20 protein-coding genes and 1 riboswitch are annotated in these 25,191 nt (G+C 68.3%); of the genes, 9 read left to right on the top strand and 11 right to left on the bottom strand.

Translation table 11 applies throughout. The features are described from left to right. Positions 1-8 precede the first annotated feature (8 nt). From OR37_RS05605 to OR37_RS05595, 3 genes are all read left to right on the top strand, one after another. Positions 9-1,520: an esterase-like activity of phytase family protein gene (locus OR37_RS05605; RefSeq protein WP_004616811.1), complete on the top strand. Its 1,512-nt coding sequence runs from the start codon at positions 9-11 to the stop codon at positions 1,518-1,520. Positions 1,521-1,558: 38 nt separating this feature from the next. Further along, positions 1,559-1,735, top strand: a riboswitch (cobalamin riboswitch). 31 nt (positions 1,736-1,766) lie between these two features. Beyond that, a complete protein-coding gene (gene cobO / locus OR37_RS05600) occupies positions 1,767-2,393 on the top strand; it encodes a cob(I)yrinic acid a,c-diamide adenosyltransferase (RefSeq protein ID WP_004616810.1) in 627 nt (208 codons plus the stop codon). Further along, the gene (locus OR37_RS05595) at positions 2,390-2,794 is read left to right on the top strand and encodes a DUF1636 domain-containing protein (protein ID WP_004616809.1); all 405 of its coding nucleotides are present in this window, start codon (positions 2,390-2,392) and stop codon (positions 2,792-2,794) included. Before cobO ends, OR37_RS05595 begins: the two co-directional genes overlap by 4 nt. Here OR37_RS05595 and OR37_RS05590 read toward each other — a convergent pair. Further along, positions 2,791-3,255: a PaaI family thioesterase gene (locus OR37_RS05590; protein WP_004616808.1), complete on the bottom strand. Its 465-nt coding sequence runs from the start codon at positions 3,253-3,255 to the stop codon at positions 2,791-2,793. The two genes, OR37_RS05595 and OR37_RS05590, sit on opposite strands and share 4 nt — an antisense overlap. Positions 3,256-3,340: 85 nt before the next feature. On the opposite strand from OR37_RS05590, the gene OR37_RS05585 reads away from it, so the two are divergent. Beyond that, positions 3,341-3,928 carry a TetR/AcrR family transcriptional regulator gene (locus OR37_RS05585; RefSeq protein WP_004616807.1) on the top strand — a complete coding sequence of 196 codons (588 nt, stop codon included), beginning with the start codon at positions 3,341-3,343 and terminating at the stop codon, positions 3,926-3,928. 67 nt (positions 3,929-3,995) lie between these two features. Here OR37_RS05585 and OR37_RS05580 read toward each other — a convergent pair whose 3' ends face one another. After that, complete coding sequence (locus OR37_RS05580; RefSeq protein WP_004616806.1) at positions 3,996-6,272, bottom strand: transglycosylase domain-containing protein; 2,277 nt, start codon at positions 6,270-6,272, stop codon at positions 3,996-3,998. A 697-nt stretch (positions 6,273-6,969) separates the two neighbouring features. Between OR37_RS05580 and OR37_RS05575 the strand changes: the two genes are divergently transcribed. Further along, positions 6,970-9,036, top strand: a complete 2,067-nt coding sequence (locus OR37_RS05575) for a multicopper oxidase family protein (protein ID WP_004616805.1) — start codon at positions 6,970-6,972, stop codon at positions 9,034-9,036. A gap of 123 nt (positions 9,037-9,159) precedes the next feature. Continuing rightward, positions 9,160-10,623 (top strand): hypothetical protein, encoded by a 1,464-nt coding sequence (locus OR37_RS05570; protein WP_004616803.1) that lies wholly within the window; start codon positions 9,160-9,162, stop codon positions 10,621-10,623. On the opposite strand, the gene OR37_RS05565 is transcribed toward OR37_RS05570, so the two are convergent. The 7 genes from OR37_RS05565 to OR37_RS05535 form a co-directional block, all read right to left on the bottom strand. After that, positions 10,620-12,041 (bottom strand): efflux transporter outer membrane subunit, encoded by a 1,422-nt coding sequence (locus OR37_RS05565; RefSeq protein WP_004616801.1) that lies wholly within the window; start codon positions 12,039-12,041, stop codon positions 10,620-10,622. The genes OR37_RS05570 and OR37_RS05565 overlap by 4 nt on opposite strands. Next, entirely contained in the window at positions 12,028-13,209 is a 1,182-nt protein-coding gene (locus OR37_RS05560) for an efflux RND transporter periplasmic adaptor subunit (RefSeq protein ID WP_004616799.1), read from the bottom strand. The genes OR37_RS05565 and OR37_RS05560 overlap by 14 nt, the downstream gene beginning before the upstream one ends. After that, entirely contained in the window at positions 13,202-16,426 is a 3,225-nt protein-coding gene (locus OR37_RS05555; protein ID WP_004616797.1) for an efflux RND transporter permease subunit, read from the bottom strand. Before OR37_RS05555 ends, OR37_RS05560 begins: the two co-directional genes overlap by 8 nt. 165 nt (positions 16,427-16,591) lie before the next feature. Then, the gene (locus tag OR37_RS05550) at positions 16,592-17,260 is read right to left on the bottom strand and encodes a response regulator transcription factor (protein ID WP_004616795.1); all 669 of its coding nucleotides are present in this window, start codon (positions 17,258-17,260) and stop codon (positions 16,592-16,594) included. Positions 17,261-17,263: 3 nt separating this feature from the next. Then, positions 17,264-18,625: a sensor histidine kinase gene (locus tag OR37_RS05545; RefSeq protein WP_004616793.1), complete on the bottom strand. Its 1,362-nt coding sequence runs from the start codon at positions 18,623-18,625 to the stop codon at positions 17,264-17,266. Further along, positions 18,616-19,308 (bottom strand): response regulator transcription factor, encoded by a 693-nt coding sequence (locus tag OR37_RS05540; RefSeq protein ID WP_004616790.1) that lies wholly within the window; start codon positions 19,306-19,308, stop codon positions 18,616-18,618. The genes OR37_RS05545 and OR37_RS05540 overlap by 10 nt, the downstream gene beginning before the upstream one ends. Before the next feature lie 5 nt (positions 19,309-19,313). Beyond that, the gene (locus OR37_RS05535) at positions 19,314-20,237 is read right to left on the bottom strand and encodes a LysR family transcriptional regulator (protein WP_004616788.1); all 924 of its coding nucleotides are present in this window, start codon (positions 20,235-20,237) and stop codon (positions 19,314-19,316) included. A gap of 95 nt (positions 20,238-20,332) precedes the next feature. On the opposite strand from OR37_RS05535, the gene ilvD reads away from it, so the two are divergent. After that, positions 20,333-22,186 carry a dihydroxy-acid dehydratase gene (ilvD, locus tag OR37_RS05530; protein WP_004616786.1) on the top strand — a complete coding sequence of 618 codons (1,854 nt, stop codon included), beginning with the start codon at positions 20,333-20,335 and terminating at the stop codon, positions 22,184-22,186. Between the two features lie 2 nt (positions 22,187-22,188). On the opposite strand, the gene OR37_RS05525 is transcribed toward ilvD, so the two are convergent. Further along, on the bottom strand, positions 22,189-22,494 hold the full coding sequence (locus tag OR37_RS05525) for a DUF1244 domain-containing protein (protein WP_035017021.1): 306 nt from the start codon (positions 22,492-22,494) through the stop codon (positions 22,189-22,191). Positions 22,495-22,595: 101 nt separating this feature from the next. On the opposite strand from OR37_RS05525, the gene pip reads away from it, so the two are divergent. Then, complete coding sequence (pip, locus tag OR37_RS05520) at positions 22,596-23,684, top strand: prolyl aminopeptidase (protein ID WP_004616781.1); 1,089 nt, start codon at positions 22,596-22,598, stop codon at positions 23,682-23,684. A gap of 56 nt (positions 23,685-23,740) precedes the next feature. Then, positions 23,741-23,926, top strand: a complete 186-nt coding sequence (locus OR37_RS05515; RefSeq protein WP_004616778.1) for a DUF3008 family protein — start codon at positions 23,741-23,743, stop codon at positions 23,924-23,926. Positions 23,927-23,938: 12 nt separating this feature from the next. On the opposite strand, the gene OR37_RS05510 is transcribed toward OR37_RS05515, so the two are convergent. Further along, entirely contained in the window at positions 23,939-25,117 is a 1,179-nt protein-coding gene (locus OR37_RS05510) for a histidine-type phosphatase (RefSeq protein ID WP_004616776.1), read from the bottom strand. Between the last annotated feature and the right edge of the window lie 74 nt (positions 25,118-25,191).

Below are 25,191 nucleotides of genomic sequence, written 5' to 3'. Positions count from 1 at the left end.
AATATCCGATGTCGCGCGCTCGTCTGGCTGGAATCGTCGCGGGCGCGCTCGCCCTGGGCCTCTGCGCGCCGCTGGCGACCGGGGCGGCTCTCGCCCAGGCGCCAAGCTATCTGACGCCGCATCGGGACATGAGCCCGGGCGACGTCACGGTCACGTTTGGCGGCAAGATCTATGTCAATCACGGGCTGGTGGCCGTCGGCCGCGTTCCCGCCGCGACGCGGGACTTTAACGGCGACACGCTAGGCTCGTTTTCCAGCATGGCGCTGGATGTCAGGCAGTGGAAGAAGAACGCCGACGGTTCCTATTCGGGCGTCATCCAGACCCTGCCGGACCGTGGCCCCAACGACGTCGGCTCGGTCAAGGGCACGACGGACTACGCCAACCGCATCCACATCCACGACGTCACCCTGTATGAAGGCAAGGGCCTGGTCATCGTCCCGACCGGCGGCTTCCTGCTGAAGGATCAGACTGGCCAGCCGTTCACCGGCAAGGACCCCGGCGACAACGTCATCGTCCGCGACGGGATTCACTATCCGTCGCCTGCCAGCGGCGAGGGCGCGGGCAAGATCAGCCTGGACAGCGAGGGCATGGCCTATCTGCCGGACGGGAGCTTCTACGTCTCGGACGAGTATGCCGCGGGCCTTTATCTGTTCGACAAGACCGGCCAGCAGATCGGCGCGATCGAGACGGTTCCGGCCCTGAAGCCGATCACCAACGGCGTGCTGAACTTCAACGCCGAAAAGCCGCCGACCACCGGTCGCCGGAACAACCAAGGCCTGGAGGCCGTGGCGGTCACCCCCGACGGGACGCGCCTGATCACCATCCTGCAGAGCGCCACGATCCAGGACTCCGGCGAAGGCAAGGCCACGCGCAACAACACGCGGATCCTGGTCTATGACATCTCCAAGACCCGCACGCCCAAGACACCGATCGGCGACTACGTGCTGCAACTGCCCGTCGTCCGTGAGAATGGCGATGGCGGGCCGGCTAATGGCACGGCGGCGCAGTCCGAGATGCTGGCCCTGAGCGGCGATCGCTTCCTGGTGCTGTCGCGCGACAGCAATGGTCGAGGCCGCGAGGACGGACGAGGGACGGTGTTCAAGTCTATCCTGCTGGTTGACGTGTCCGCCGCGACCAACCTGGCGGGCGCGCCCTATGACCAGGACGTCAAGCCGGTGGCCAAGGACGGCGTCCTGAACGCCGATATCAAGCCGGCCGCCCAGGCCGAGCTGGTCAACATCCTCAACCCGGTGCAACTGGCCCGGTTCGGTCAGAACCTGGACACCAAGCCTTCGACCCCGACCAGCCTGCCCGAAAAGCTGGAGGCCATGGCCCTGGCGCCGGCGCTGGATCCGGCCGCGCCGCGTGACGTCTTCCTGTTCGTCGGCAGCGACAACGACTTCCAGACCGCGAAAGGCCGCGTCAACGGCGTCGACTTCGACGCGTCGCTGAAGGGCGAAGGCGGGGTCGGCGACAATGACAGCCTGATCCTCGTCTATCGCCTGACGCTGCCCAACTGACGGACGACGCTTGACCCTCCCGCCGGGCGCGCCTACGCGGAGGGGGAAGGCATGGAGGCCGAGAGGCCTCCGGGAACGCGGTGACAATCCGCGGCTGCCCCCGCAACTGTGATCGTCCGTCGATCGTCGCGGCACACGCCACTGGGAGAGATCCTGGGAAGGCGCCGCGACAGGAGGGCGTAAGCCAGGAGACCGGCCTTCGTCACATCAACGCTTGCCGGCGGGGTGTCCGGCGAAGGACGGACGATGAACGAAGCACCGCTGGACGAGGCTGAAAAGAACGCGCGTCATAACGCCAGGATGAAGGCCATCCAGGCGGCTCGGGCCAAGCTGATGGCCGAGAAGAACATCGAGAAGGGATTGCTCATCGTCCACACCGGGGCGGGCAAGGGCAAGACGACGGCGGCCTTGGGCATGGCCTGCCGCGCCATCGGGCACGGCCATCGGGTCAGCATCATCCAGTTCATCAAGGGCGCGATGACCACCGGCGAAAAGGTGGTGTTCGACGCCTTCGCCGATCAGGTCGAGTTTCGGCCGATGGGCGAGGGCTTCACCTGGGACACCCAGGACCGCGTCCGCGACATCGCCGTGGCCCGCGAGGCCTGGGAGGTTATCAAGGCCCGCATCCTCGATCCCGACGACTGGGACATGGTCATCGCCGACGAGCTGAACATCATTCTGCGTTACGACTACCTGCCGCTGGCCGAGGTGCTGGAGGTCGTGACGGCGCGGCCAGAGGGCAAGCACGTGGTGATCACCGGCCGCAACGCGCCGGACGCGCTGATCGAGGCCGCCGACCTCGTCACCGAGATGGCCCAGGTCAAGCACCCGTTCCGCGCCGGCGTGAAGGCCCAGGCGGGGATCGAGTTTTGAGCGTCCTGCGCGAGGCCGAGGACGGCCCGGCGGTGGTGGTCTGCAACACCTGCCGCGTCTCCGCCGAGGCGCGCGAGACGCCCGATGGCGCGCGAGGCGGGGCGCTGCTCGCCGCCGCCCTGCGCGAGACGGCGGCGGGTACGGGCGTGGCGGTGCAGGAGATGCCGTGCCTGTTCAACTGCGGCCAGCACTGCTCGATCCATCTGCGCGCGCCTGGCAAGATCGGCTATGTTCTCGGCCGGTTCGAGCCGACGGCGGAGGCCGCGCGGGCGATCATCGACTACGCCGTGGCCTATGCCGCTAGCGACGAGGGCGTGGTGCCCTACCGTCAGTGGCCAGAGGGCGTGAAGGGCCACTTCATCGTCCGCGTGCCGCCGGCGGGGAAGCTCGTAGCCGATTAGGTCAACCCCTCCACGGCCGCCCGCTCGGCCGGCCAGTGATCGAAGGGCATCAAGATCTGCTGGGCCGTCGCTTCGGCGATCAGCATTCCATCCTCGCGATGGAACTCGGCTCGCGCCGTGATCAACCGCCGCGTCTGGGCCACCACCCGCGCCTCGATCGCCAGCGGACAGTCGCGTCCAACCTTCAGGAAGTTCATGTTCAGGTTCACCGTCCGATACAACTGGTCGCCGGGCACGACGGTCATGGCCGCGAAGGCAAGGATCTGATCCGCCAGCGCCGCCAGATAGCCCCCGAAAAGCGAGCCATCCGCCGTGGCCAGTTCCGGGACGGGTCGCCACGTCTTTCGCGCCCAGCCTTCTCCCCAGTCGTCGATCAGGCCCAGTCGAAGGGTCTCGACGATCGGGGGCGGGTTCGCCGTTCCCGCCTTTAGCGCGTCGAGCCGGTCGGTCGCCCAGGTCATGCCATGCCTCCATGAAGTCGCCGGAGAAGGCTAGGGGAGACGCCCGCGCTCTGTTACTCGACTTTCCCCGGGACGGAGGACCGCGATGAGCGCCGTTGAAAACATGCGGAAAATGCCGCGTCAAAGCCGCGCGCGGGACACCGTCGAGGTCGTGCTGGAGGCGGCGGCTCAGGTTCTGGAGATGTCCGGCGAGGCTGGGTTCAACACCAACGCCGTCGCCGAGCGGGCAGGGGTCAGCATCGGCGCCCTCTATCGCTATATCCCCGACAAGGCCGCCATCCTGCGCGCTCTGGCCCTACGCGAGACCGAGGCGCATCGCGATGCTGTCTTGGCGGTGGTCGAAGGCGAGCGGGGCGAGGTCGCCAAGGATCGCGCCATCATCCGAGCCTTCGTCGGCGCCTTCGCTGGGCGGACGAGAGCCCGGCGGATCGCCGTCTCGGCGCTGTTGGCGCGGGCTGACCACGCCGAACTGGCCGAGCGCTTCGCGGCGGCCGAGGCGGGCCTGACCGACGCCCAGGGGCGTACTCTGACCCGCGTCCAGGCTTTCGTTCTCTCGCGCGCGGTGCATGGTGCCATGCGAGCCGCCGTGATGGAGGGCGTCGATTTCCTCGAGAGCCAGGCGTTCGAGGACGAACTGGTGCGGCTCAGCCGCGCCTACCTTTCCGCGCTCTAATCCAAGGGCTGTAAATCAGTACTTAGAGCGTGACGCCGAAACCGGTTCCCACTTTCGGCGCCACGCTCTAGGGGCGCGGCGCGGTCGGGCTAGCGGGCGCGGATGGAGCCGGCGGGGGCTGGGGAACGCCGCTGTTTGGCGCGGCGTCCAGCGTCGGCGGCGTCGGGATCGCCGCGCCGCCTGGAATCTCGCCGTCCTCGGGGCCAAGGCCCAGGTCCGCCAGAGGGTCCTCGACCGGCGCGACGGGAGCCGGGCGATTCAGGGCGGCCAGCATGAAGGCCTTCCAGATCTTGGCCGGTTCGCCGCCGCCGACCACGCCGTTCATCGGGCTGTTGTCGTCGTTGCCGACCCAGACGCCGACCACCAGGTCGTCGACGTAACCGACGAACAGGGCGTCGTGATAGTTCTGGGTGGTGCCCGTCTTGCCGAACGCGCCGTCGATGGCGGCTTCCAGACCGGTGCCGCGGTGGGTGGCCGAGCGCAACAGGTCGCGCATGCCGGTCAGCACCTTGGGGTCATAGGCCGCGGTCTTCGGCGCTTTGAAGGTGTCCAGGGCGTGCGGGACGATCGGATACTGGCCCGCGGCGATCGAGGCGTAGGCGGCCGTCAGGCGCGTCAGGCTCATCGGACCGGTGCCCAGCGCCATGGTCAGGTCGGCCGGGATCTCCTCGGTGACGCCCAGGGCGCGGGCGACCTTGATCACCTTGGCGGGACCAAGGTCATGGGCCAGGCGGACGGCGGCCACGTTCGACGAGGCGGCGAAGGCGGTGATCAGCGGCACTTCGCGGCCGTGATACTTGCCCTCATGGTTCTTGGGCATATAGCCGCTGACCTCGACCGGCGTGTCGAGGATCGGGCTGGTCGTGGTCATGCCCGACTGCAGGGCGGCTAGATAGACGAACAGCTTGAAGGACGAACCCGGCTGGCGCGCGCCGTCGGCGCGGTTGAACTGGCTCTTGCCGTAGTCGCGACCGCCGACCATCGCCACCACCCGCCCGTCCTTGCGCATCGCCACCAGGGCGCCCTGGGTGATGTTCAGCACCTTGCCGTCGCGCTGGATGAAGTCGTTCAGAATCCGCTCGGCCTTTTCCTGCATCTTCGGGTCGAGGGTGGTCTTGACGATGGTCTCGCCGTAGCGCGCGCCGATCGCGGCCCGCGCCTGGGGCAGGGCCCAGTCGGCGAAGTAGGACCCGGTGGGCAGCTTGTCGTCTTCCGCGATCGGCGAGATGTCGCCGACGGCGGCGGCCTGGGCCTGGGTAATGGTTCCGGTCTCGACCATGGCGGCCAGCACCACGCGCATCCGCTCGCGCGCGCCCTCCAGGTTGGCGGTCGGGGCCAGGCGCGAGGGCGCCTTGACCAGGCCGGCCAGCATGGCGGCCTCGCCGATCGAGAGCTGTTCTGGAGGCTTGCCGAAATAGTGGCGGGCCGCGGCGCGCAGGCCAAAGGCGCCGTCGCCGAAATAGACCGACGACAGATAGCGAGACAGGATCTCGGTCTTGCTGAGGCGGGCCTCCAGATAGACCGCGATCAGGGCCTCCTGGGCCTTGCGGCGCAGGTTGCGGTCGCTGGACAGGAAGGCGTTCTTGGCCAGCTGCTGGGTGATGGTCGAGCCGCCTTCCGACACGCCGCCGGCCTTGGCGTTCTTGCCGAGCGCGCGGGCGATGGCCTTCGGGTCGACGCCCATGTGGCTGTAGAAGCGGCGGTCCTCGATGGCGATGAAGGCGCCGGGCACGTAGGCCGGCAGCTTCGTGGCGTCGATCGGGGCGTCCTTCAGCGCGCCGCGCTTGGCGATCGGCGAGCCGTCCTCGGCCACCAGCACGATGGCCGAATTGTTCAGCGGCTCCAGCGCCCGGCTCAGCGGCAACGACCAGAACAGCGAGGCGATCAGCACGACGACCAGCGCCACGGCGACGGCGGGCGCGATCAGCCAGGCGGGCTGTTTCCAGAACGGCTTCTTGGCAGGCTTGGCGGTCTCGGTCGGTTCGGCCGGCGAGAGCGCGGCTTCGGGGACCGTCTCGACCGCTTCGGGGAGCTCGACCTCGGCTTCGACGGGCGGCGCGTCTTGGACCAGCGCCTCGGGCTCGGGCGCGTCGGACGCTTGGGGCGAGACCGCTTCGGCCTCGGCGTCTGGCGCGTCGGCGGGAGCGGGGACGACAGTCGGCTTGGCGGCGCGCGGCTTGCGCGGGCGCTTGGGCGCGGGTGTTTCGGCTGCCTTGGCGTCTGGGGCGGGCTCGGCGCCCTCCGCGACGGGCGGAGCGACCTTGGGCTTTCGGGGCTTGCGAGGCTTGGGCGCCGGCTCCGGCGCTTCAGGTTGGCCGTCGTTGGGATCGTTCGGATCGGACATGGGCGGGCGCTCACTTCGGGCGCAGGCCCTACTGACCGTTGGGCTCATACCACAAGGCTTTGGCAAGCCAAGGGCGCGGAGCGGGAAGTTTTTCCGCGCGCGCCCCTTGAACGGCGTTATGCCGACCCCAAGTGGACAGGCGTGAGGCCAGGGGCCTCTGCCCCTCCCGGGGGCGTTTCCTCCCCAACTTGCTCAGCCCGGCCCATCGCCGGGCTTTTTCTTTGCCCAATACGCCGCAAGACGAGTCTGGGGTTTAACGGCGGCTTTCAATCGCATGACGGCAAGGCGCTCCCATCGAACGCTCGCGACCGGGGGCGGCTGGATGGCGGCCCGCGTCGGCTCGATCCGCGTGTTCACCGAATGGGCGCCGCCCGGCGTGCTTGGGCAAGCCAATCGGCCGTCATCGTCAGGGCATCGAACACTCCAAGGGCGCGGTGATCGCCGGTGCGGCTGATCATTGGCCTTCCGCCGCGGCGGCGTTCATCCCGTCTCACGCTGAAAAATGTCATCGCGGTAGCGCGTGATCGCAAGGAGCGGCTTTCCAAACAGCGTTCGATAAGCGATGTTCGCCCTTAGGGGGAGGGATTGATATCTTCAATCCATGGGTGTCTCCGTTCCGCGCCGCCCGCGTTGGACGGCGGCCCAATGAGTGTCGTTCGCGTCTCGTGTTTCGTCCGATCCAGAAAGGCCAAACGCCATGAACCGACGTCATGCCTATGTCCTGGGCGTCGCCGCGATCGCCCTGCTGGTCGCGGCCTCCGCCCAGGCCGCCGAGAAGAAGGCCGCGGCGTCGCCCAAACCCGATCCGGCCGCCGTCGACCGCAGCTTCGCCAACCCTTTGGCCGCGCGGCCCGAGGTCGAGAACCAGAACCCGCCGCGTCTGAGCGTCATGGCGCAGCCCACCCTGGTGGAAAACGTTTTGCAGGCCGGCGACAGCTATGTCGATCCACGCGACACGATCCGATATCGCTTTTCGATCGAGTTCACCGATGGCCAGATCTACAACCCCTGGACCCTTTCCAACGACAAGGTGCGCCTGCGCTCCTATCGCGGAAGCCAGATCGATCCCAACACGCCGTTCCTGGCCCCGACCATCACCATGCGGCCTGGCCAGACGGTGGGCATCAGCCTGAAGAACAACCTCTATGACGTTGGCCCGGATGGCAAAAGGCTGCCCCCGGGACCGTGCAAGCATGACGAAGTCAATGTCCCGCACTGCTTCAACGAGACCAATCTACACTCGCACGGCTTGTGGGTCTCCCCGACCGGCAACAGCGACAATGTGCTGATCTCGATCAATCCGGGCGTGACGTTCGACTACGAGTACAATGTCCCGGCCGATCACCCGGCGGGCACCTTCTGGTACCACCCGCACAAGCACGGCTCGACCGCGCTGCAGGTGTCCAGCGGCATGGACGGGGCGTTGATCATCAAGGACGATCGCGTGCCGACCGCCACGACGCCGGGCGATCTCGACATCCTGCTGACCGACGAGGCCAACCGCGCTATCGCCGACAAGGTGCTGCTTTTCCAGCAGGTTCAGTACGCCTGCTTCGACGACACGGGCCAGATCGAGACCAATGGCGGCAAGCAGCCCTGGGTGTGCAAGCCCGGTCAGGTGGGCGAGATCCGCAACTACAGCCAGCAGTTCTCGCCGCAGTCGACCTGGCAGAATTCCGGTCGGTTCACCTCGATCAATGGCGTCGTGCAGCCGGCGATCACGGGCCTGAAGGCTGGACGCTTCGAGCGCTGGCGGCTTGTCCACGGCGGCGTGCGCGAGGCGGTGTTCTTCACGATCTATCCGCAAAGGGCCGGCGCGCCTGATTTCAGAAAGGTTCCGGCCGCCGACCAGGCGGCGTGGATGAATAAGTACTGCGATGCGACCAAGCCCGTGCCGCTGTGGGAGGTGGCGCTGGACGGCCTGACCCGTTCGGACGCGCGCAAGGCCGGGATCAGCCATCTGGAGCCGGGCTATCGGGCCGATCTGGTGGTCAACTTCCCCGCGGCGGGGGCCTATTGCGTGGTGGACGCCGCGTCATCGGCGAGCGGCAGTCCCACGCAACAGGCTGAAAATGCGCGAATCCTCGCCATCGCCCAGGTCGAGGACGATCCGTCGGCCAAAGGCGTGGACACCGAGGCGGCTCTGAAGGCGATGATGGTCGCGGCGGCGAAGCGCAATATTCCCGCGGGGACCGTCCAGGATCAGGTGGTGGCCGACCTGAACAATGGGCTCAAGCTCTCCAAGTTCGTCTGGCACAAGACCATCGACCAGACCGAACTGACCGCGCCGCCGCAGGAACTGGTGTTCAATATCGACGTCAACGCCAAGCCGACCAAGTTCGAGGTCAACGGTCAGCCCTATGACCCCAGCCGCATCGACCGGCCGCTGATCCTGGGTGACGTCCAGGAATGGCATCTGACCTCGGCCTTCGTCGGCCACCCGTTCCACATCCACGTCAATCCGTTCCAGATCGTCTCGGTGAAGAACAAGGCCGGTTTCGACGTCACCAATCCGAACGACAAGGCCAATTACGATCCCGACTATGACGGTGTGATCGGCCAGTGGAAGGACACGCTGTTCGTCAAGCAGGACTACCACATCGTCACCCGCACCCGTTACGAGCGCTACATCGGCGAGTTCGTCCTGCACTGCCACATCCTGGACCACGAGGATCAGGGCATGATGCAGAACGTCTTGATCGGCGTGCCGGACGGCTATGGCGGCATCGCCACGGCCCATGGTCCCGCGGAGCATCACCACTAGAGCGTTTTCCGATAGGTGTGAAACGGCTATCGGATCGAAAAATTCTATAAAGTTTTGATTTAAAAGCCTTTTTTTCGATCTGATTGGGTCAATCGGATCGGAAGGGGCTCCAGGGAGGCGCCGGTGGCGGAGGACGCGAAGCCCGAGGCTGGAGGAGGCGCTCAAGCGGCGGCGCTACCCCCCGAGCCGCCGAAAGGCGCCCGGCAGGCCGTGGTGCTGATCCACGGCATGGGCGAACAGATCCCGATGGAGACGCTGAAGAGCTTCGTCCAGACGATCTGGAAAACCGACGATGCGGTGGTGTTCGAGGACGCCAAGGGCCGGAAGTACGACGGCATTTGGAGCAAGCCCGACGTTCGCACCGGTTCTCTGGAGCTCCGGCGCTTCACGACCCAGAGAAGCCGCGACAGTCGGGCGTTTCCCGATGGGGTTCAGACGGACTTCTATGAGCTCTATTGGGCGGACCTGACCGCGGGATCGACCTGGGAGCAGTTCACGGGCTGGGTGCGGGGCCTGCTGTTTCGCACGTGGTCGACCACGCCAAGGGACGTGCGACTGGCCTGGCTTGGCCTGTGGGGGCTGACCATCGTCTTCCTGCTGCTGGGAGCGGTCGGTCTTGTGCCCGACGCGCGGTGGCGCGCATGGTTTCCGGATCTTCCCCAGAAATGGGCGCTGGCGGTCGCGGCGGCCATTCCGGTCGTCTTGCAGATGTTCGCGCGCAAGACCTTCGGCCGGGTGGTTCGCTATACGCGCGCCGACCCCGACAACATCGCCGCGCGGGCGGCCGTGCGAGAGCGAGGCCTAAAGCTTTTGCGGGCGCTGCACGCCAATGACGATTATGCGCGCGTCGTGGTCGTCGGGCATAGCCTGGGAACGATCCTGGCCTATGACCTCGTCGGCTATTTCTGGGCCGAGCAGACGCGCGCCCGCCGCGTCACGGTCGGCTCCACGGCGTTCGAGGCCCTCGCGCGGGTCGAGGAAACCGGCGCGGACCTGTCGGAGCACAAGGATGATCCCGTCCGGCGAGCGGTGTTCATCGCCGCCCAGACCGATCTGAGGCGCGCGCTCGTCGCGCGAAGCGGCCCGGGCGCGGAGCCTGACGCGCGCTGGCTGATCAGCGACCTGGTCACTCTGGGCAGCCCGCTCACCCATGCCGAGTTCCTGTTGGCCAAGGGGAAGGGGGACCTGCGGCGGCGGCAGCGTGAGCGGGAGATGCCGACCTCTCCGCCCGAACGCGAGACCCTGTCCGTCTCCGCGTCCCGGAAGGCGGGGGCCGTGGGGCTGAACCGTCCGACCCACATCGTCTATCAGCCCGACCCCAGGGGCGCGCCCGACCTCTGGAGCTTGCACCACGCCGCGCCGTTCGCGGTGGTGCGCTGGACCAATGTCCATGATCCGGCCCATTGGGTGGTGATGGGCGATCAGATCAGCGGTCCGCTGCGCGATGCGTTCGGACCGGGCGTCGTCGACATCGACCTCTCGACCAAGGGCAAGCTGGCCGGCTTTACACACACCCGCTACTGGGACGCCGACACGGGCGAGCGTCTGATCGCGGTCCGGCGCGCCGTCAATCTGCTGGACGATTAGCGCTTCAGACTCTCGGCCGAGAAACCGCCGCCGAGCGCTCTCACCAGATCGACGCTGGCTTGCAGGCGGCGGGTCTCCAGCGACAGGGCCGCGCGTTGAGCCTGAAGCGTCGCGGTCTGGGCGGTGACGACCTCCAGATAGCTGGCCGCGCCCTGGCGATAGCGGGTCAGGGCCAGGGTCTCGGTGCGCTGGGCGGAGTCGACGGCGTCTGTCTGATCCTTAGCCTCCTCGGCGAGGCGATTGGAGAGGGCCAGTTGATCCTCGACGTTCTGAAACGCGCCCAGCACGACGCCGCGATAGTTGGCGGCGGCCTGGTCGAACGCGGCGCGGGCCGCGATGACGCCGGCCTTGCGACGGCCGCCGTCGAAGATCGGGCCGGCTAACTGCGGGGCGATCATCCAGTAGGTATTCGGCGAGGCGAGCAGGGCCACCTTGCCGGCCGATTGCCAGCCCGCCGCGCCGCCCAGGGTCAGGGCTGGGAAGCGGGCGGCCTGGGCCACGCCGACCTGAGCATTGGCGGCGGCCGCCCGGCGCTCGGCGGCGGCGATGTCGGGGCGGCGCTGCAGCAGGGCCGAGGGCAGGGTGACGGGTATCGTTAGCGGCTTAAGCCGCGTCGCCAGGGGCGGCAGGTTGAAGCTCGAGGCGGGCTCGCCCACCAAGACGGCGATGGCGTGTTCGTAGAGCGCGCGCTGAGCCGCGACGTCCGAGATCTGAGCCTTGGCGGTCGAAAGCTGGTTCTGTGCCCGGCCGACGTCCAGTCCCGAAGACGCGCCGCCGTCGTGGCGGATCGTCGTGAGCTTAAGGGCCCGATCGTAGGCGTCGGCCGTGTCGACCAACAGCTTGGACTGCGCGTCGAGTCCTCGCAGCGCCAGATAGGCGTCGGCCAACTGGGCTTGAAGGCTCAGGCGGACATTGGCCAGGTCGGCGTCGCTGGCCTGGGCCTGGTCGCGCGCCGCCCGGGCCTGGGCGCGGACGCGGCCCCAAAGGTCCAGCTCGTAGGACGTGCTGGCTCCCAGCTGAATATTTGAATAGTCGTCCGGACCGCCCACGCGCAGCGGCGTGTTGTCCGAGCGGTGGTAGCGCGCGCCGGTCCCCGCGCCCGTGATCTCGGGCAGGAACGCGGCCCTGGCCTGGGCGGCCAGCGCGCCGGCCTGGTCGTGGGCGGCGACGGCGGCGGCCAGGGTGGCGTTGGCCTTTTCGGCGCGCGCCTCCAGGTCGTCCAGGATCGGATCGCCATAGGCGCTCCACCAGGCGCCGCGCGGTTCTGCGTCGGCGGGCGCGGCCGGAGTCCAGGGGCCGATCTCCTTGAAGGCGGCCGGCGTCTCCACCTTCGGGGGCGCGTAGGCCGGCGCGGCGGCGCAGGCGCCGAGCGTCAGGCACGCCAGGATCGCCGCGATCGCGCTCTCAGCCCTTGGCATTCGCCGCGCCTCCCTTGGCGGGCGCGCTGGTCACGCGCACCAGATCGCCGTCGGCCAGGGACTCGGGCGGGTTGTTGACCACCTTGTCGCCCGCCTGGACGCCCGCGCCGATCTCGATCTCGGCTCCGAGATCGCGCTGGATCTTCACCGGCCGCAGGTGGACGTGGCTGTCGGGGCCGACCACGGCGACCGCCGGGGTGTCGTGCAGGTACATCAGCGCGGTCGCCGGCAAGGTCGTCGCCGTAGGGGCGGAGGGCAGCTTGAAGGCGACCTGGGCGTAGCCGCCGGGCTTCAGCTTGCCGTCGGGATTGTCCAGCTGCAGCTCGACCAGCATGGCGCCGTTGGCGGCCACGGCCTGGGCGTCGTTGACGACCACGGCCTTGAAGGTCTGGCCCGGATATTCCGGCAGCGACAGAGCGGCGGTCAGGCCGCGATGGATCAGAGCCGAATTGTTCTGCGGCACGCTGACATAGACGCGAAGCTTCTTCTGGTCGGCCACCGTGAACAGCGCCGTGTCGGCCGCCCCGCCGACCGAGATCAGTTGGCCGATATCGGTGTTGCGGGCCGTGACCACGCCGTCGAACGGCGCGGTGATCCGCTTGAACGACTGCTGGGCCAACAGGCGGTCAAGGTCCGCGCGCGCGGCGTTAACGGCCGAGTTGCGGGCGGCCAAGTCGCCCATTTTCTCGTCGGCTTCCTGGCGCGAGACGGCGTCCTGGGCGACCAGGCCCTCCCAGCGCTTGGCCGTGATCGACGACAGGCGCTGGTTGGCCTGGGCGGTGGCCAGGTTGGCGCGGGCTTGCAGGACCTGCTGGTCGAGGTCCGGCGTGTCGATCTCGGCCAGCAGCTGGCCCGCCTTCACCGGCGCGCCGAGATCGACGTACCAGCGCTTCAGATAGCCGCTGACGCGGGCGTGGATCGGGGCGTTGTAGAAGGCCTGCAACTGGCCGGGCAGGACGAGATCCCGCGCGCCGCCGCCCTTCACTGGCGCCAGGCCGACGGTCGGGATGGCCTGGGCTCGGTTCCAAGCCTTCAGCGACTGGTCGGCCTGGACGCGGGTGACCACGCCCACGGCGACGACCGCGACGGCCACGCAGGCCGCGCCGGCGCCGATCAGCTTGAGACGGCGGGACGGCTTGGGCGTCGAGACGGAAGCGGTCTCAGGCATGGGACTCTCCGAGGAGCGGGCCGTCCGTGTTCGGAGCGGGCGCGCTGTGCACGGCCTTGCGCCCGTGGGCGAGGCGGAAAACGACGGGAACGAAGAACAGGGTGGCGATGGTGGCGCAGATCAGCCCGCCGATGACGGCCCGGCCCAGCGGCGCGTTCTGTTCGCCGCCTTCGCCCAGGCCCAGCGCCATGGGCGCCATGCCGATGATCATGGCCAGGGCCGTCATCAGCACTGGGCGGAAACGCGTGAACCCGGCCTCGATCGCCGCTTGCAGCGGGTCGCCGGTGGCGTCCAGCCGTTCGCGGGCGAAGCTGATCACCAGGATCGAATTGGCCGTGGCCACGCCCATGCACATGATGGCGCCGGTCAGGGCGGGCACCGATAGGGGCGTGCCGGTGGCGAACAGCATCCAGACGATGCCGGCCAGGGCGGCGGGCAGGGCGGTGATGATCACGAACGGGTCCAGCCATGACTGGAAGTTCACGACGATCAGCAGGTAGATCAGCACGATCGCCGCGATCAGGCCGAAGATCAGGCCCGAGAACGCGGTGTTCATGGTCACCATCTGGCCGCGCAGGTTCACCGTCGCGCCCTTCGGACGCTCGGCGGCCAGGTCCTTGAGCACCTTTTCGATGTCGGCGCTGACCGCGCCCAGGTCGCGGCCCTGGGTCGTGGCGTAGATGTCGAGCACCGGCTGGATGTCATAGTGGCTCACCACGGCCGGCGCGCTATCGCGTCGGATCACGCCCAGGCCGCCCAGGATCTGGGTGTCCTTGCTTCCGCCCGTGATCGGGATGTTCTCCAGGTCCGCCAGTGAGTTCATCCGGTATTCCGGCACCTGGGCGACGATCGGATAGGACACGCCATTCTTGGGGTTCAGCCAGAAGGTCGGCGAGACCTGCGAACTGCCGGCCAGGGAGGCCACGACGCTATTGGTCACGTCGCGCTCGGTCAGGCCCAACTGCGCCATGCGCGAGCGGTCGACGTCGACGCGCAGCTGCGGCGCGCCGGCGGGCTGCTGAAGACGCAGGTCCGCCAGCCCCTGGATGCCGCGCAGGCGACGCATGATCTTCTCGGCATAGGCGCGGTTGGCCTGGGCGTTCGGCCCCGCGATCTGGAGATCGATCGGCGCCGGGGCGCCGAAATTCAGGATCTGGCTGATGATGTCGGCCGGCAGGAACGAGAAGGTCGTCCCGGGGAACTGGCGCGGCAGGTCCTCGCGCAGGCGCTTGACGTAGGCGGCGGTCGGGTGGTGCTCGGGCTTGAGGCTGACGAAGATGTCGCCGTCCTGCGGTCCGATCAGGCCCGAGTTGCTGTAGACCATGTTGATGGCGCTGTTCGGGATGCCGATGTTGTCGACCATCGAGTTCAGCTCGTCGGGCGGCACGACCTGGCGGATCGCGTCCTGGACGCGACCGAACAGCAGCGAGGCGTCGTCCAGGCGCGTGCCCACGGGCGCGCGGACGTGCAGGGTGATCTGGCCCGCGTCCACCGACGGGAAGAAATTGCGGCCCAGCATCGGAACCAGGGCGAACGACACCACGATGATGGCCATGAAGCCGAGGATGAACACGCGGCTGGAGCCCAGCGCCATCCGCAGCAAGTCGCGATAGCCCTCGCGCACTTGGCCGAAGCTGGTTTCGAAAGCGCGTTGGAAGCGGACCAGCGGATTACGCGACGGCGCGCCGGCGTGACCGTGCTCGGCCTCGTGCTCGTAGTCCAGGCGCTCGGGCGTATGGGGCTTGAGCAGATACATCGCCAGGGTCGGGACCAGGGTCCGCGACAGGATGAACGACGCGATCATCGCGAAGACGACGGCCTCGGCCATCGGCACGAACAGGAAGCCGGCCACGCCCTTCAGCATGAACATCGGCACGAACACAATGCAGATGCAGAGCAGCGAGACGAAGGCGGGGACGACGATCTGCTGGGCGCCATCGAGAATGGCGGTGCGGACGTCCTTGCCGTGCTCCAGGTGCCAGTTGATGTTCTCGATCGTCACCGTGGCGTCGTCGACCAGGATGCCGACGGCCAGGGCCAGGCCGCCCAGGGTCATGATGTTCATCGTCTGGCCGATGGCGGTCAGGGCGGCGATGGCCGCCAAAATGGCCAGTGGGATCGAGACGGCGATGATCACGGTCGAGCGCCAGCTGCCCAGGAACAGCAGGATCATCAGGCTGGTCAGGGCCGCGGCGATGACGCCTTCGCGCACGACGCCCGAGATCGCCCCCTTCACGAACAGCGACTGGTCGTTCAGCGGGGTGATCTTGAATTCGTCGGGCAGGGTTTCCTTGATGGCCGGCAGGCGATCCTTGATGCCTTGGACGATGGCCAGGGTCGAGGCCGAGCCGTTCTTCAGGATCGTCGACAGCACCGCGCGCTGACCATCGACGTGAACGACATTGGTCTGGGGCGGGGCGCCGTCGCGAACGGTGGCGACGTCGCGGATATAGACCGTGGCGCCGCCGGCGACCTTGATCGGCAGATTGTTGAGCTCCTCGATCGTCTGGGCCGCGTCGTTGAGTTGGACGTTGTACTGGAACGTGCCGATCTTGACCGTGCCAGCGGGCAGGATCTGGTTCTGGGCGGCGATGGCGTTGGAGACATCCTGCGCCGAAAGGCCCTTCGACTGCAGCGCCACGGGGTCCAGATCGATCTGGATCTGGCGCACCTTGCCGCCATAGGGATAGGGGATCGCCGCCCCCGGAACGCTGATCAGGCCGGGCCGCACGACGGTCTGCGACAGGTCGAACAGCTTCTGTTCCGACAGGCCCTTCCCCGACTGGGCCAGCTGCAGGATCGGCACCGTGGCGGCGCTGTAGTTGATGATCAGCGGTGGGGTCGTGCCAGCGGGCATCTGCTTGACCGCGGTCTGGGAGATCGAGGTCACCTGGGCCGTCGCCGTGCGGATGTCGACGCCGGGCTGGAAGTAGATCTTCACGACGCCGATGCCGGGCAGCGATTGGCTTTCGATGTGGTCGATGTCGTTGACCGTCGTCGACAGCACCCGCTCATAGGGTGTGACGATGCGGCCGGCCATTTCGTTCGGCGACAGGCCGGCGTACTGCCAGGCCACCCCGATGACGGGCACCTTGATCTCGGGGAAGATGTCGGTCGGAGCGCCAAGGGCGGCCAGCACGCCGAAGATCGTGATCAGCAGCGCCATGACAATGAACGTATAGGGGCGCTGCAGGGCGATACGGACGAGAGCGTTCAAAGCAGGCCGGCTCCGATTTCCGGAAAACTGCCCGCGCGACGACGCGGGGGGGAATGGGGCGTCGTCGGCGCGGGCGACGCTTCTGGTGGGGGAAGAGGCGTCTGGTTTGGCTGATGCGCCGGTTCGCCTAAACCGGACGCGTCGGCTGGATGAAAATTCTTTTAGTCAGATTTCGAGGCGATAGCCGTGGCCGCGCACCGTGGACAGCAGGGGCGCGCCCAGGCTTTGCGAGAGCTTGCGACGAAGACGGGCGACGGCGCTGCGGACTTGGTCTGGGTGCGGATCATCCTGCTCGCCCCAGACGTCGCGGAGCAGGCGTTCGGCCTCGACAATCTCGCCGGCGCGGGCGGCCATGTAGTCGAGCAGGCGATACTCGCCGCTGGTCAGGACAAGGCTCCGGCCCGCCAGGCGCGCGGCGCGCAGGGCGGGGTCCAGCGCGAGTCGAGGGCGAGCGCCGCTCGCGGACGTCTCCGCGGCGGACGGGTGCGGCGTCAGGCGGACCAGCGCGGCGAGGCGGGCCTCGAACTCTCTGAAGTGAACGGGCCGGACAAAGCAGGCGTCGGCGCCCTCGCGCAGGGCGCGGGCGCGCTCGGCCGATCGCGCCTCGTCCAGCACAAGGGCAAGGGCGGCGGGCGCGGCGGCGCTCGCCAGCCGGCCTAGCGGCGCGTGGGCCAGATCCTGGGCTTCCAGCACCACGGCGTCGAACGCGGCTTCGGCGCATAGCAGAAGGGCCTCGGCCTCGTCGGACGCCGTCTCGACCACATGGCCGGCCTCGACCAGCGCGCGGGCTAGGTAGTCGTCGCGCCGACGCGGGCTCAGGTGCAGCACCCGCACGCCTCAGGCCTCCAAACGGCGTGGCCAGCAGTCCAGAGACACCACCAGGCCCGGCTTGGCGTCGCTCAGGGTGAGGGTGAACTGGTGGAGGCGCGCGACCGCCGCGACGATGCTAAGGCCTAGGCCCGAACCTGGCGTATCCAGCGTGCGTCGTCCGCGATGAAAGCGGTTCAGCACCGCGTCGCGCTCCTGCGGATCAACGCCCGGACCGTCGTCGGCGACCTCCAGTCGCGGCCCCTGCGCCAGGGTGATCAGCCGCACGCGCACGGTCCCGCCGGGCGGCGTGAATTTCAGGGCGTTGTCGATCAGATTGCCGACGGCCTCGAACAGCAGATCGGCGTCGGCTTCGACCATGGGGGCGTCGGGATCCAGCGCGATCGAGAAGGCGACGCCTCGATCCTCGGCCAGGGGTTCGTAGAGCTCGCCGGCATGGGCCAGCACTTCTTGCAGCCGCACCGGCTTGACGCCCGCTCGGCGGTCGCAGCGCTCGATTTCGCCGATGCGTAGCAAGGCGCGGAACCGCGACAACAGGGCGTCGGTCTCGGCCAGGGCCTGTTCGATCATCGCGGCGTCGGCGGGCGTCAGCGAGGTTTCCTGGCTGACCCGGTAGAGCAGGGCGCGCAGGCGGTTCAGCGGCGTGCGCAGGTCGTGGGCGATGTTGTCGCCGACGCTCTTGACCTCCCACAGCAGGCGCTCGCTCTCGTCCATCATCGCGTTGGCCAGGTTGGCCAGCATGTCGATCTCGTCGCGCCGGGGCGAGACGGGCAGCCGCACGCCCACGGCGCCGCTCAGCGCGGCCTGGCTCGCGACGCGCAGGCTCTCGATCCGCCGCAGCGGCTGGGCGCTGAGCGCGGCGGCGGCGATCAGGCCCAACACCAGGATCAGCGCGCCGCTGACCAGCAGAGCCTCGACGATGATCTCGCGCAGGCCGCTCAGCACCTTGGCGTCGTGCCCGACGAACAGTTGCTCGCCCCAGGGCAGGCGCAGCACGACCGCTCGCGCGCCAGGCAGGAAGGCGGGGCCCTTCAGCACGCGCGGCTTGCCGTCCGGAATCATGCCGGCGGGCAAGGCGCGGACGTTGCCGGCGATCCAGACGCCGTCGGCCGAGAACAGGGCATAGTAGGCGATGGCCCGCTCGTCGGCCTTGACCGCCGCCTGCACACGGTCGGGCAGGCCATCGGGGCCGGGCTTGGCCAGGGCGTGGGCCTCGCTCAGCACGATGGCGTCGATCTGCCGGGTCATATAGCCGGCCGTGCGGGCGTAGATCAGGCCCAGAAGCGCCATGACCGCCACGGCGAACACCAGCCCGTGCAGCACGGTCAGTTGAAAGGGCGTCGTGCGCCAGAACCGGCTGTTCAGCGCCATGGCTGTTCGGGAGGGTTCAGCGCGTAGCCAGAGCCGCGGATCGTGTGGATCAAGGTCGGTTGGCCGGGCCGATCGACCTTGCGCCGCAGCCGGCCCATGTGCACGTCGATCAGGTTTGTTCCTGGATCGAAGTGATAGCCCCAGATGGCCTCGAAGATCATGGTCCGGGTCAGGACCTGACCGCTGTTGCGGGCCATGAACTCCAGCAGCTTGAACTCGGTCGGCATCAGCTTGATGTCGACGCCGGCCCTGCGGGCGACGCGGCCCAGGAGGTCGATCTCCAGATCCCCGACCGTCAGCTGGGTCAACGGCGGCGCCGTGGCGCGGCGACGCAGCAGCACCTCCAGCCGCGCGGCCAGCTCCTCCGAGGCGAAGGGCTTGGTCAGATAGTCGTCGCCGCCGGCCCTCAGGCCCCGGACCCGCTCGTCGACGTCGCTTAGCGCGCTGACCATCAGCACGGGCGTGTCGACGCCGGTGCTCCGCATCACGGTGACGATGGCCAGGCCGTCGAGGCGCGGCAGCATTCGATCCAGGGTGATGGCGTCGAAGTCGCCACTGACGGCGCGGATGAGGCCATCGCGTCCATCGGCCACCCACTCGACCTCGAAGCCGTGCTGTTCGAGCTCGGTGACGATCTCGCGTCCGGTGGTCGGATCATCCTCGATGGCCAGGATCTTGGGCATTCGCCCTAGATAGATCCATCGGCGAGGCTTGGCGACTCCGCGTCCAGCAGGCGCAGGAAGTTGGCCAGGGTTGGCGGCGTTTCGCCGCTTCGCCAGGCCAAGCCCGTCTCCAGGCGCGGCGCCGCGCCGGCCAGGGGCGCGTAGCGCACGCCGGCCCGCGCCAGATTGCGCAGCGAGGCGGGCACCAGCGCCATCCCCAAGCCGCTGGAGACCAGGCTGATGATGGTCTGCATCTGGATCGCCTCCTGGACGATCCGCGCCGTGCCGCCCAGGGCGGCGTAGTAGCCGGTCACCAGGTCATGGAAGGCCGGCGCCACCTGCTTGGGGAACAGGATCAGCGGCGACGCCAGCACCTCCGCGCGCGTGATCCCGGCGTCGCTGGCGATCCGGCCCTCGTCGATCCAGGCGTTGGGCACGGCGGCGATCAGCGGCTCGCTCAGCAGGCGGCGATAGATCAGGCTGGGCGGAAGGGCCCGGTCGGCGGGCGGGATGATGATGCCGGCGTGGCGCTCGCCCGCGACCAGGGCCGGAAGCTGCACGTCGCTGGTGGCCTCGACCAGCTGGATCTCGACCTCGGGATAGGCCTGGGAATACCGGCGGACCAGAGATGGCAGGACGCTGTAGTCGGCGGTGCTGACGAACGACAGCGACAGCCGTCCGGTCTGGCCGTCGCGCAGCCGCCGCGCGGTATGGGGCAGGTCATCGACGGCGGCCAGGGCCTCCAGCACGCGTGGCAGCCACTGCTCGCCCAGAGCGGTGAGGCGGACATGGCGCTTGGTGCGGACGAACAGCGGCGCGCCCAGCTCGCGCTCCAGCGCCATGATCGACTGGCTGAGCGGGGGTTGCGTCATGCCCAGCCGCTCGGCCGCCCGGCCGAAGTGCAGGGTCTCGGCCACGGCGGCGAAGTGGCGGAACTGCCGTACGTCCATTTGATATGTATAGCGACCTAATGAGGTCTAAGTAATATATTTTGATCTCGGTATGAGCCGGCTTAAAAGACCGAACGTCAAAAACGGAATTTCCCATGCCTCCCTATCGCTCGCGGACCTCCACCCATGGCCGCAACATGGCCGGCGCGCGCGGGCTCTGGCGCGCCACGGGCATGAAGGACGAGGATTTCGGCAAGCCGATCATCGCCGTGGCCAATAGCTTCACCCAGTTCGTGCCCGGCCATGTGCACCTGAAGGACCTGGGCCAACTGGTCGCCCGCGAGATCGAAGCGGCCGGCGGCGTGGCCAAGGAGTTCAACACCATCGCCGTCGACGACGGCATCGCCATGGGCCACGGCGGGATGCTGTATTCGCTGCCCAGCCGCGAGCTGATCGCCGACAGCGTCGAGTACATGGTCAACGCCCACTGCGCCGACGCTCTGGTCTGCATCTCGAACTGCGACAAGATCACCCCCGGGATGCTGATGGCGGCGATGCGGCTGAACATCCCGGTGGTGTTCGTCTCCGGCGGGCCGATGGAGGCCGGAAAAGTGCAGGTCAAGGGCGCGATCCGCGCGCTGGACCTGGTCGACGCCATGGTCGTGGCCGCGGACGACAAGTATTCCGACGAGGAAGTGGCCGCGATCGAGAAGGCCGCTTGTCCGACCTGCGGTTCCTGCTCGGGCATGTTCACCGCCAATTCGATGAACTGCCTGACCGAAGCCCTGGGCCTGTCGCTGCCCGGCAACGGCTCGGTCCTGGCCACCCACGCCGACCGCGAGGCCCTGTTCAAGGAAGCCGGCCGCCTGGTCGTCGACCTCTGTCAGCGCTGGTACGAGCAGGAGGACGTCACGGCCCTGCCGCGCGGGATCGCCACGCGGGCGGCGTTCGAGAACGCCATGAGCCTGGACATCGCCATGGGCGGCTCGACCAACACCGTGCTGCACCTGCTGGCCGCCGCCAGCGAGGGCGGGGTCGACTTCGGCATGGCCGACATCGACCGCCTGTCGCGCCGGGTGCCCTGCCTCTGCAAGGTGGCGCCGGCCAAGAGCGACGTGCACATGGAGGATGTCCACCGCGCCGGCGGCGTCATGTCGATCCTGGGCGAACTGGAGCGCGGCGGCCTGATCGACGTCGGCCAGCCGACCGTCCACGCCGCGACCCTGGGGGAGGCCCTGGCTCGCTGGGATATCGGGCGCGCCAATAACGCCACGGCCCAGACGTTCTTCCGCGCCGCGCCGGGCGGCAAGCCGACCCAGGTCGCATTCAGCCAGGCCGCCCGCTGGGAAGAGCTGGACCTGGATCGCGAGAAGGGCGTCATTCGCTCGGTCGCGCACCCGTTCTCCAAGGACGGCGGCCTGGCCGTGCTGTTCGGCAACCTGGCCCCCGAGGGCTGCATCGTGAAGACCGCCGGGGTCGACGAGTCGATCCTGACGTTCCGGGGAACGGCCCGCGTCTTCGAGAGCCAGGAGACCGCCGTCAGCGGCATCCTGGGCGGTCAGGTCAAGGCCGGCGAGGTCGTTGTGATCCGCTACGAGGGACCCAAGGGCGGCCCGGGTATGCAGGAGATGCTGTACCCGACGACCTATCTGAAATCGAAGGGCCTGGGCGCGGCCTGCGCCCTGATCACCGACGGTCGCTTCTCGGGCGGCACCTCGGGCCTGTCGATCGGTCACGTCTCGCCGGAGGCGGGCGAGGGCGGGTTGATCGCCCTGGTCGAGACCGGCGACTCCATCCTGATCGACATCCCCAACCGGGGGATCACCCTGGAGGTCGCCGAGGACGTCCTGGCCGAACGCCGCGCCGCTCAGCTGGCCCGAGGCAAGGACGCCTGGAAGCCGAAGGATCGCAAGCGCGAGGTTTCGCCCGCCCTGCGCGCCTACGCCGCCATGACCACCAACGCCGCCCGCGGCGCGGTGCGCGACATCAGCCAGGTCGAGCGCGGCTGACGTCAGGCCTCGCCGCGCAGCTTGGCGTTCAAGGCGAGGCTTGCTTCCATGCGGGCCAGTTGCTCGGGCGTGGCGGGCGACTGGTGACGCGCCTTCCATTCCGCCGCGGGCATCCCGTGAACCGCCTCGCGCGCGGCCTCGCGGCTGATCGCCCCCCGCGAGGCCTCGCTGATCCAGTCGCCCAGGCAGTTGCGGCAAAAGCCGGCCAGGCCCATCAGGTCGATGTTCTGAGCGTCGGCGCGCATCCGCAGGTGTTCGACCAGGCGGCGGAAGGCGGCCGCGGCGATGCGATCGTCTATCTCGGTCATATCGTTCACGCGTTCACTCCCTCGGATTGGGACCGATTTTCCTCTAGAGACTCAGGCGGCGCGGCGCGAGACCGCTTTGTTCGACAAATAGGGTCTTGGTCATGGATTTCTCGCGGCTTCGGAAAACCAGCAAGGTCACGACCGAGTGGGCCTATCCGCAGCGGGCGCCGCTGAACACCGGTTGGCTGCGCGTCGACACCGCGCCCGACCACGAACTCTACTGGGAGGAATATGGCAAGGCCGACGGCGAGCCGGTGATGTTCCTGCACGGCGGACCCGGCGGAGCTTGCGCGCCGGTGATGTCGCGCTTCTTCGATCCCGAGCGCTATCGGGTGATCCTGTTCGACCAGCGCGGCTGCGGCAAGAGCCGGCCGACCGTCGCGGCCAATGGTCCCGAGGTCGCCCTGGCCCACAACACCACCGACTATCTGGTCGACGACATCAACGCGCTGCGCGAGGCGCTGGGGATCACGGGCAAGATGCACGTCTTCGGCGGCAGCTGGGGCAGCACCCTGGCCTTGGTCTACGCCCTCCGCAATCCGGAGAAGGTCGCTTCGCTGATCCTTCGCGGCATCTTCCTCGGAAGCCAGGAAGACCTGCTTTACATGTACCAGGGCAACGCCGCGACCTTCGCCGAAAAGCCCTACGCCCTGACCGAGCCCGGCGCCTACATCGCCTATCCCGACGAGTGGAAGGCCTTCGTCGAGGTGATCGAGCCGGCTCGGCGCGGCGACATGATGGGCGCCTACAAGGCCATCTTCGACAGTCGTCCGACCAATGACGCCGAACGCGAGCGCCAGTTGCGCGCGGCCTTGGCCTGGTCGGTCTGGGAGGGCGCGATCTCGAACATGATTCCCGCCGACGAGGATCCGGGCAAGTTCGGCGAGGCCGAGTTCGCCCTGTGCTTCGCGCAGATCGAGGCGCATTTCTTCGCCAACAACCTGTTCCTGAAGCCGAACGAGATCACCGACAACGTCGCGCGTCTGAAAGGCGTGCCGGTGCATATCGTCCATGGTCGCTTCGATCAGGTGTGTCCGCTGACCCAGGCTTCGCGGCTGGTCCAAGCGCTGGAAGCGGCGGGTCAGCCGCCGGCGACCTATGTCCGGACGGACGCGGGCCACAGCGCCATGGAGGGCCAGACGGTGCTGGCCCTGACGGCGATCATGGACGGCCTTCCGCCGCTCAACTGAGCCACGTCTGGCGTCGCCGCGCGTTTAAGTCTTCTCACTTGTCAGGAGGCTTCGCCATGCCCGCCAAATCCGCCGCTCAACAGAAGGCCGCCGGCGCGGCCCTGTCCGCCAAGCGCGGGGACACGCCCAAGAGCAAGCTCAAGGGCGCGTCCAAATCGATGATGTCGATGACCGAGAAGGAGCTTGAGGAGTTCGCCCACACCAAGCGCAAGGGCAAGCCGGAGCACGTCTCGGACCGTTGATGCGGAGGAGGCTTACTCGCGCGCTTCGGCGACCCGGCGCCGGAACGCGTCGAGCGAGACGGCGACCAGCGAACGCGTGACGCGGCGGTCCAGTCGCCTGATCGTTTCGAGGGGCTGGGTCTGGTAATAGACACGGACAGAACGCTTGCCGCTCTTGTCCACGAGCGCCACGAAGACGAGCGCCCCGCCAGGCGGGACATCGCCTCGGGCATAGTCGGGCGCGTCCAGGGGGACGCCCAACGCCGCCGCCAGGGCCGTGACGTTGGTGTCATGTCCCATGAACACGTCCACGCCGCCAGCTTCCGGAGCGTCGAGCGCCGCCAGCACGCGGCGTCCCAGCGGTCCGGCCTGACGCGCGTTCATATAGGGTGGCCGCGTGAAGACATCGAACAGCGCCGCGTGCAGCGCCCCGACACGCTTGAGGGCGGCCGGCTCGACCGCGCGCCAGTTCGATCGATCCGGCGAAAGGCCCTCGACATATTGCAGCAACAGCACTTGCGCCGTGCCGGAGGCGTCGCGGACGGGACCGGTCAGGTCGATGCCCCGCCCATCGGTCGAGGGCTGGAGCTTCGAAGGGCGAACGGGTGAGCATCCCTTGGGCGCGCGGCAGTCCAGCACGCGATCCAGTTCGTCCAGTTGCGGCTTCAGGCGCGCGGCGAGCTGATCCACGCCGCCGGTATAGGCTTGGATCGAGGCGATGGCGGCGGCGGGATCGAACGGCGCGACGGCCGCTCCCAGGGGTTCGAACAGCGGATCCGTCTGGTTGGGGCCCAGATGGCCAATGGGCGTGTCGCAGCCGGGCGCGAGACCCTCGGCGAAGGCCTTGCCGCTGGCGATCGTGCGTTCGGCGGTGTTGGTCCAGACCCGAAGTTGGCCAGGGGCGGGACAGCCGCGCGCCGGCAGAACGCCCGAGCGGGCCAGCCATCGGCGGTCGACATCTCCCAGGATTTCGAGCGCTTTCGCCCCGTGCGGCGTCAAATGTTCCGGCGGAACCGGCCAGGTCGGCCAGAGCGCGCCGGTCAAGGTGTCTTCCGGCGCTTCACCGACGATCGGCGCGCGCACGCCGTGGCGCATGACCACGACGACCCGCTCGACGCGGAGCGGCGCCGCCTCGGAAGCGCCCGTCCAGATGAGCGCCGCGCAAGCCAGCAGGGCCGTGGCGACCGGGCGGGCGTTTAGGATCTGTCGCATGATGATGTCCTTCGTCTGGTCTGGCCGCGAACGCAGCGATGCGCCCCCGGAGCCGGGAGCGCATCGTCACGACC

Source organism: Caulobacter vibrioides OR37, assembly GCF_000372645.1.
Classification (GTDB): Bacteria; Pseudomonadota; Alphaproteobacteria; order Caulobacterales; family Caulobacteraceae; genus Caulobacter; species Caulobacter vibrioides_E.
Note: the sequence above shows the minus strand (reverse complement) of the source record. Positions and strands in the feature narration are given on the sequence as shown.

Bases quoted from the DNA above. Each gene is read 5' to 3' on its own strand.
- OR37_RS05605 (WP_004616811.1), top strand. From the start codon at position 9: ATGTCGCGCGCTCGTCTGGCTGGAATCGTCGCGGGCGCGCTCGCCCTG.
- cobO (WP_004616810.1), top strand. From the start codon at position 1,767: ATGAACGAAGCACCGCTGGACGAGGCTGAAAAGAACGCGCGTCATAAC.
- OR37_RS05590 (WP_004616808.1), bottom strand. From the start codon at position 3,255: ATGACCTGGGCGACCGACCGGCTCGACGCGCTAAAGGCGGGAACGGCG.
- OR37_RS05585 (WP_004616807.1), top strand. From the start codon at position 3,341: ATGAGCGCCGTTGAAAACATGCGGAAAATGCCGCGTCAAAGCCGCGCG.
- OR37_RS05580 (WP_004616806.1), bottom strand. From the start codon at position 6,272: ATGTCCGATCCGAACGATCCCAACGACGGCCAACCTGAAGCGCCGGAG.
- OR37_RS05575 (WP_004616805.1), top strand. From the start codon at position 6,970: ATGAACCGACGTCATGCCTATGTCCTGGGCGTCGCCGCGATCGCCCTG.
- OR37_RS05565 (WP_004616801.1), bottom strand. From the start codon at position 12,041: ATGCCAAGGGCTGAGAGCGCGATCGCGGCGATCCTGGCGTGCCTGACG.
- OR37_RS05560 (WP_004616799.1), bottom strand. From the start codon at position 13,209: ATGCCTGAGACCGCTTCCGTCTCGACGCCCAAGCCGTCCCGCCGTCTC.
- OR37_RS05545 (WP_004616793.1), bottom strand. From the start codon at position 18,625: ATGGCGCTGAACAGCCGGTTCTGGCGCACGACGCCCTTTCAACTGACC.
- OR37_RS05540 (WP_004616790.1), bottom strand. From the start codon at position 19,308: ATGCCCAAGATCCTGGCCATCGAGGATGATCCGACCACCGGACGCGAG.
- OR37_RS05535 (WP_004616788.1), bottom strand. From the start codon at position 20,237: ATGGACGTACGGCAGTTCCGCCACTTCGCCGCCGTGGCCGAGACCCTG.
- ilvD (WP_004616786.1), top strand. From the start codon at position 20,333: ATGCCTCCCTATCGCTCGCGGACCTCCACCCATGGCCGCAACATGGCC.
- OR37_RS05525 (WP_035017021.1), bottom strand. From the start codon at position 22,494: ATGACCGAGATAGACGATCGCATCGCCGCGGCCGCCTTCCGCCGCCTG.
- pip (WP_004616781.1), top strand. From the start codon at position 22,596: ATGGATTTCTCGCGGCTTCGGAAAACCAGCAAGGTCACGACCGAGTGG.
- OR37_RS05515 (WP_004616778.1), top strand. From the start codon at position 23,741: ATGCCCGCCAAATCCGCCGCTCAACAGAAGGCCGCCGGCGCGGCCCTG.
- OR37_RS05510 (WP_004616776.1), bottom strand. From the start codon at position 25,117: ATGCGACAGATCCTAAACGCCCGCCCGGTCGCCACGGCCCTGCTGGCT.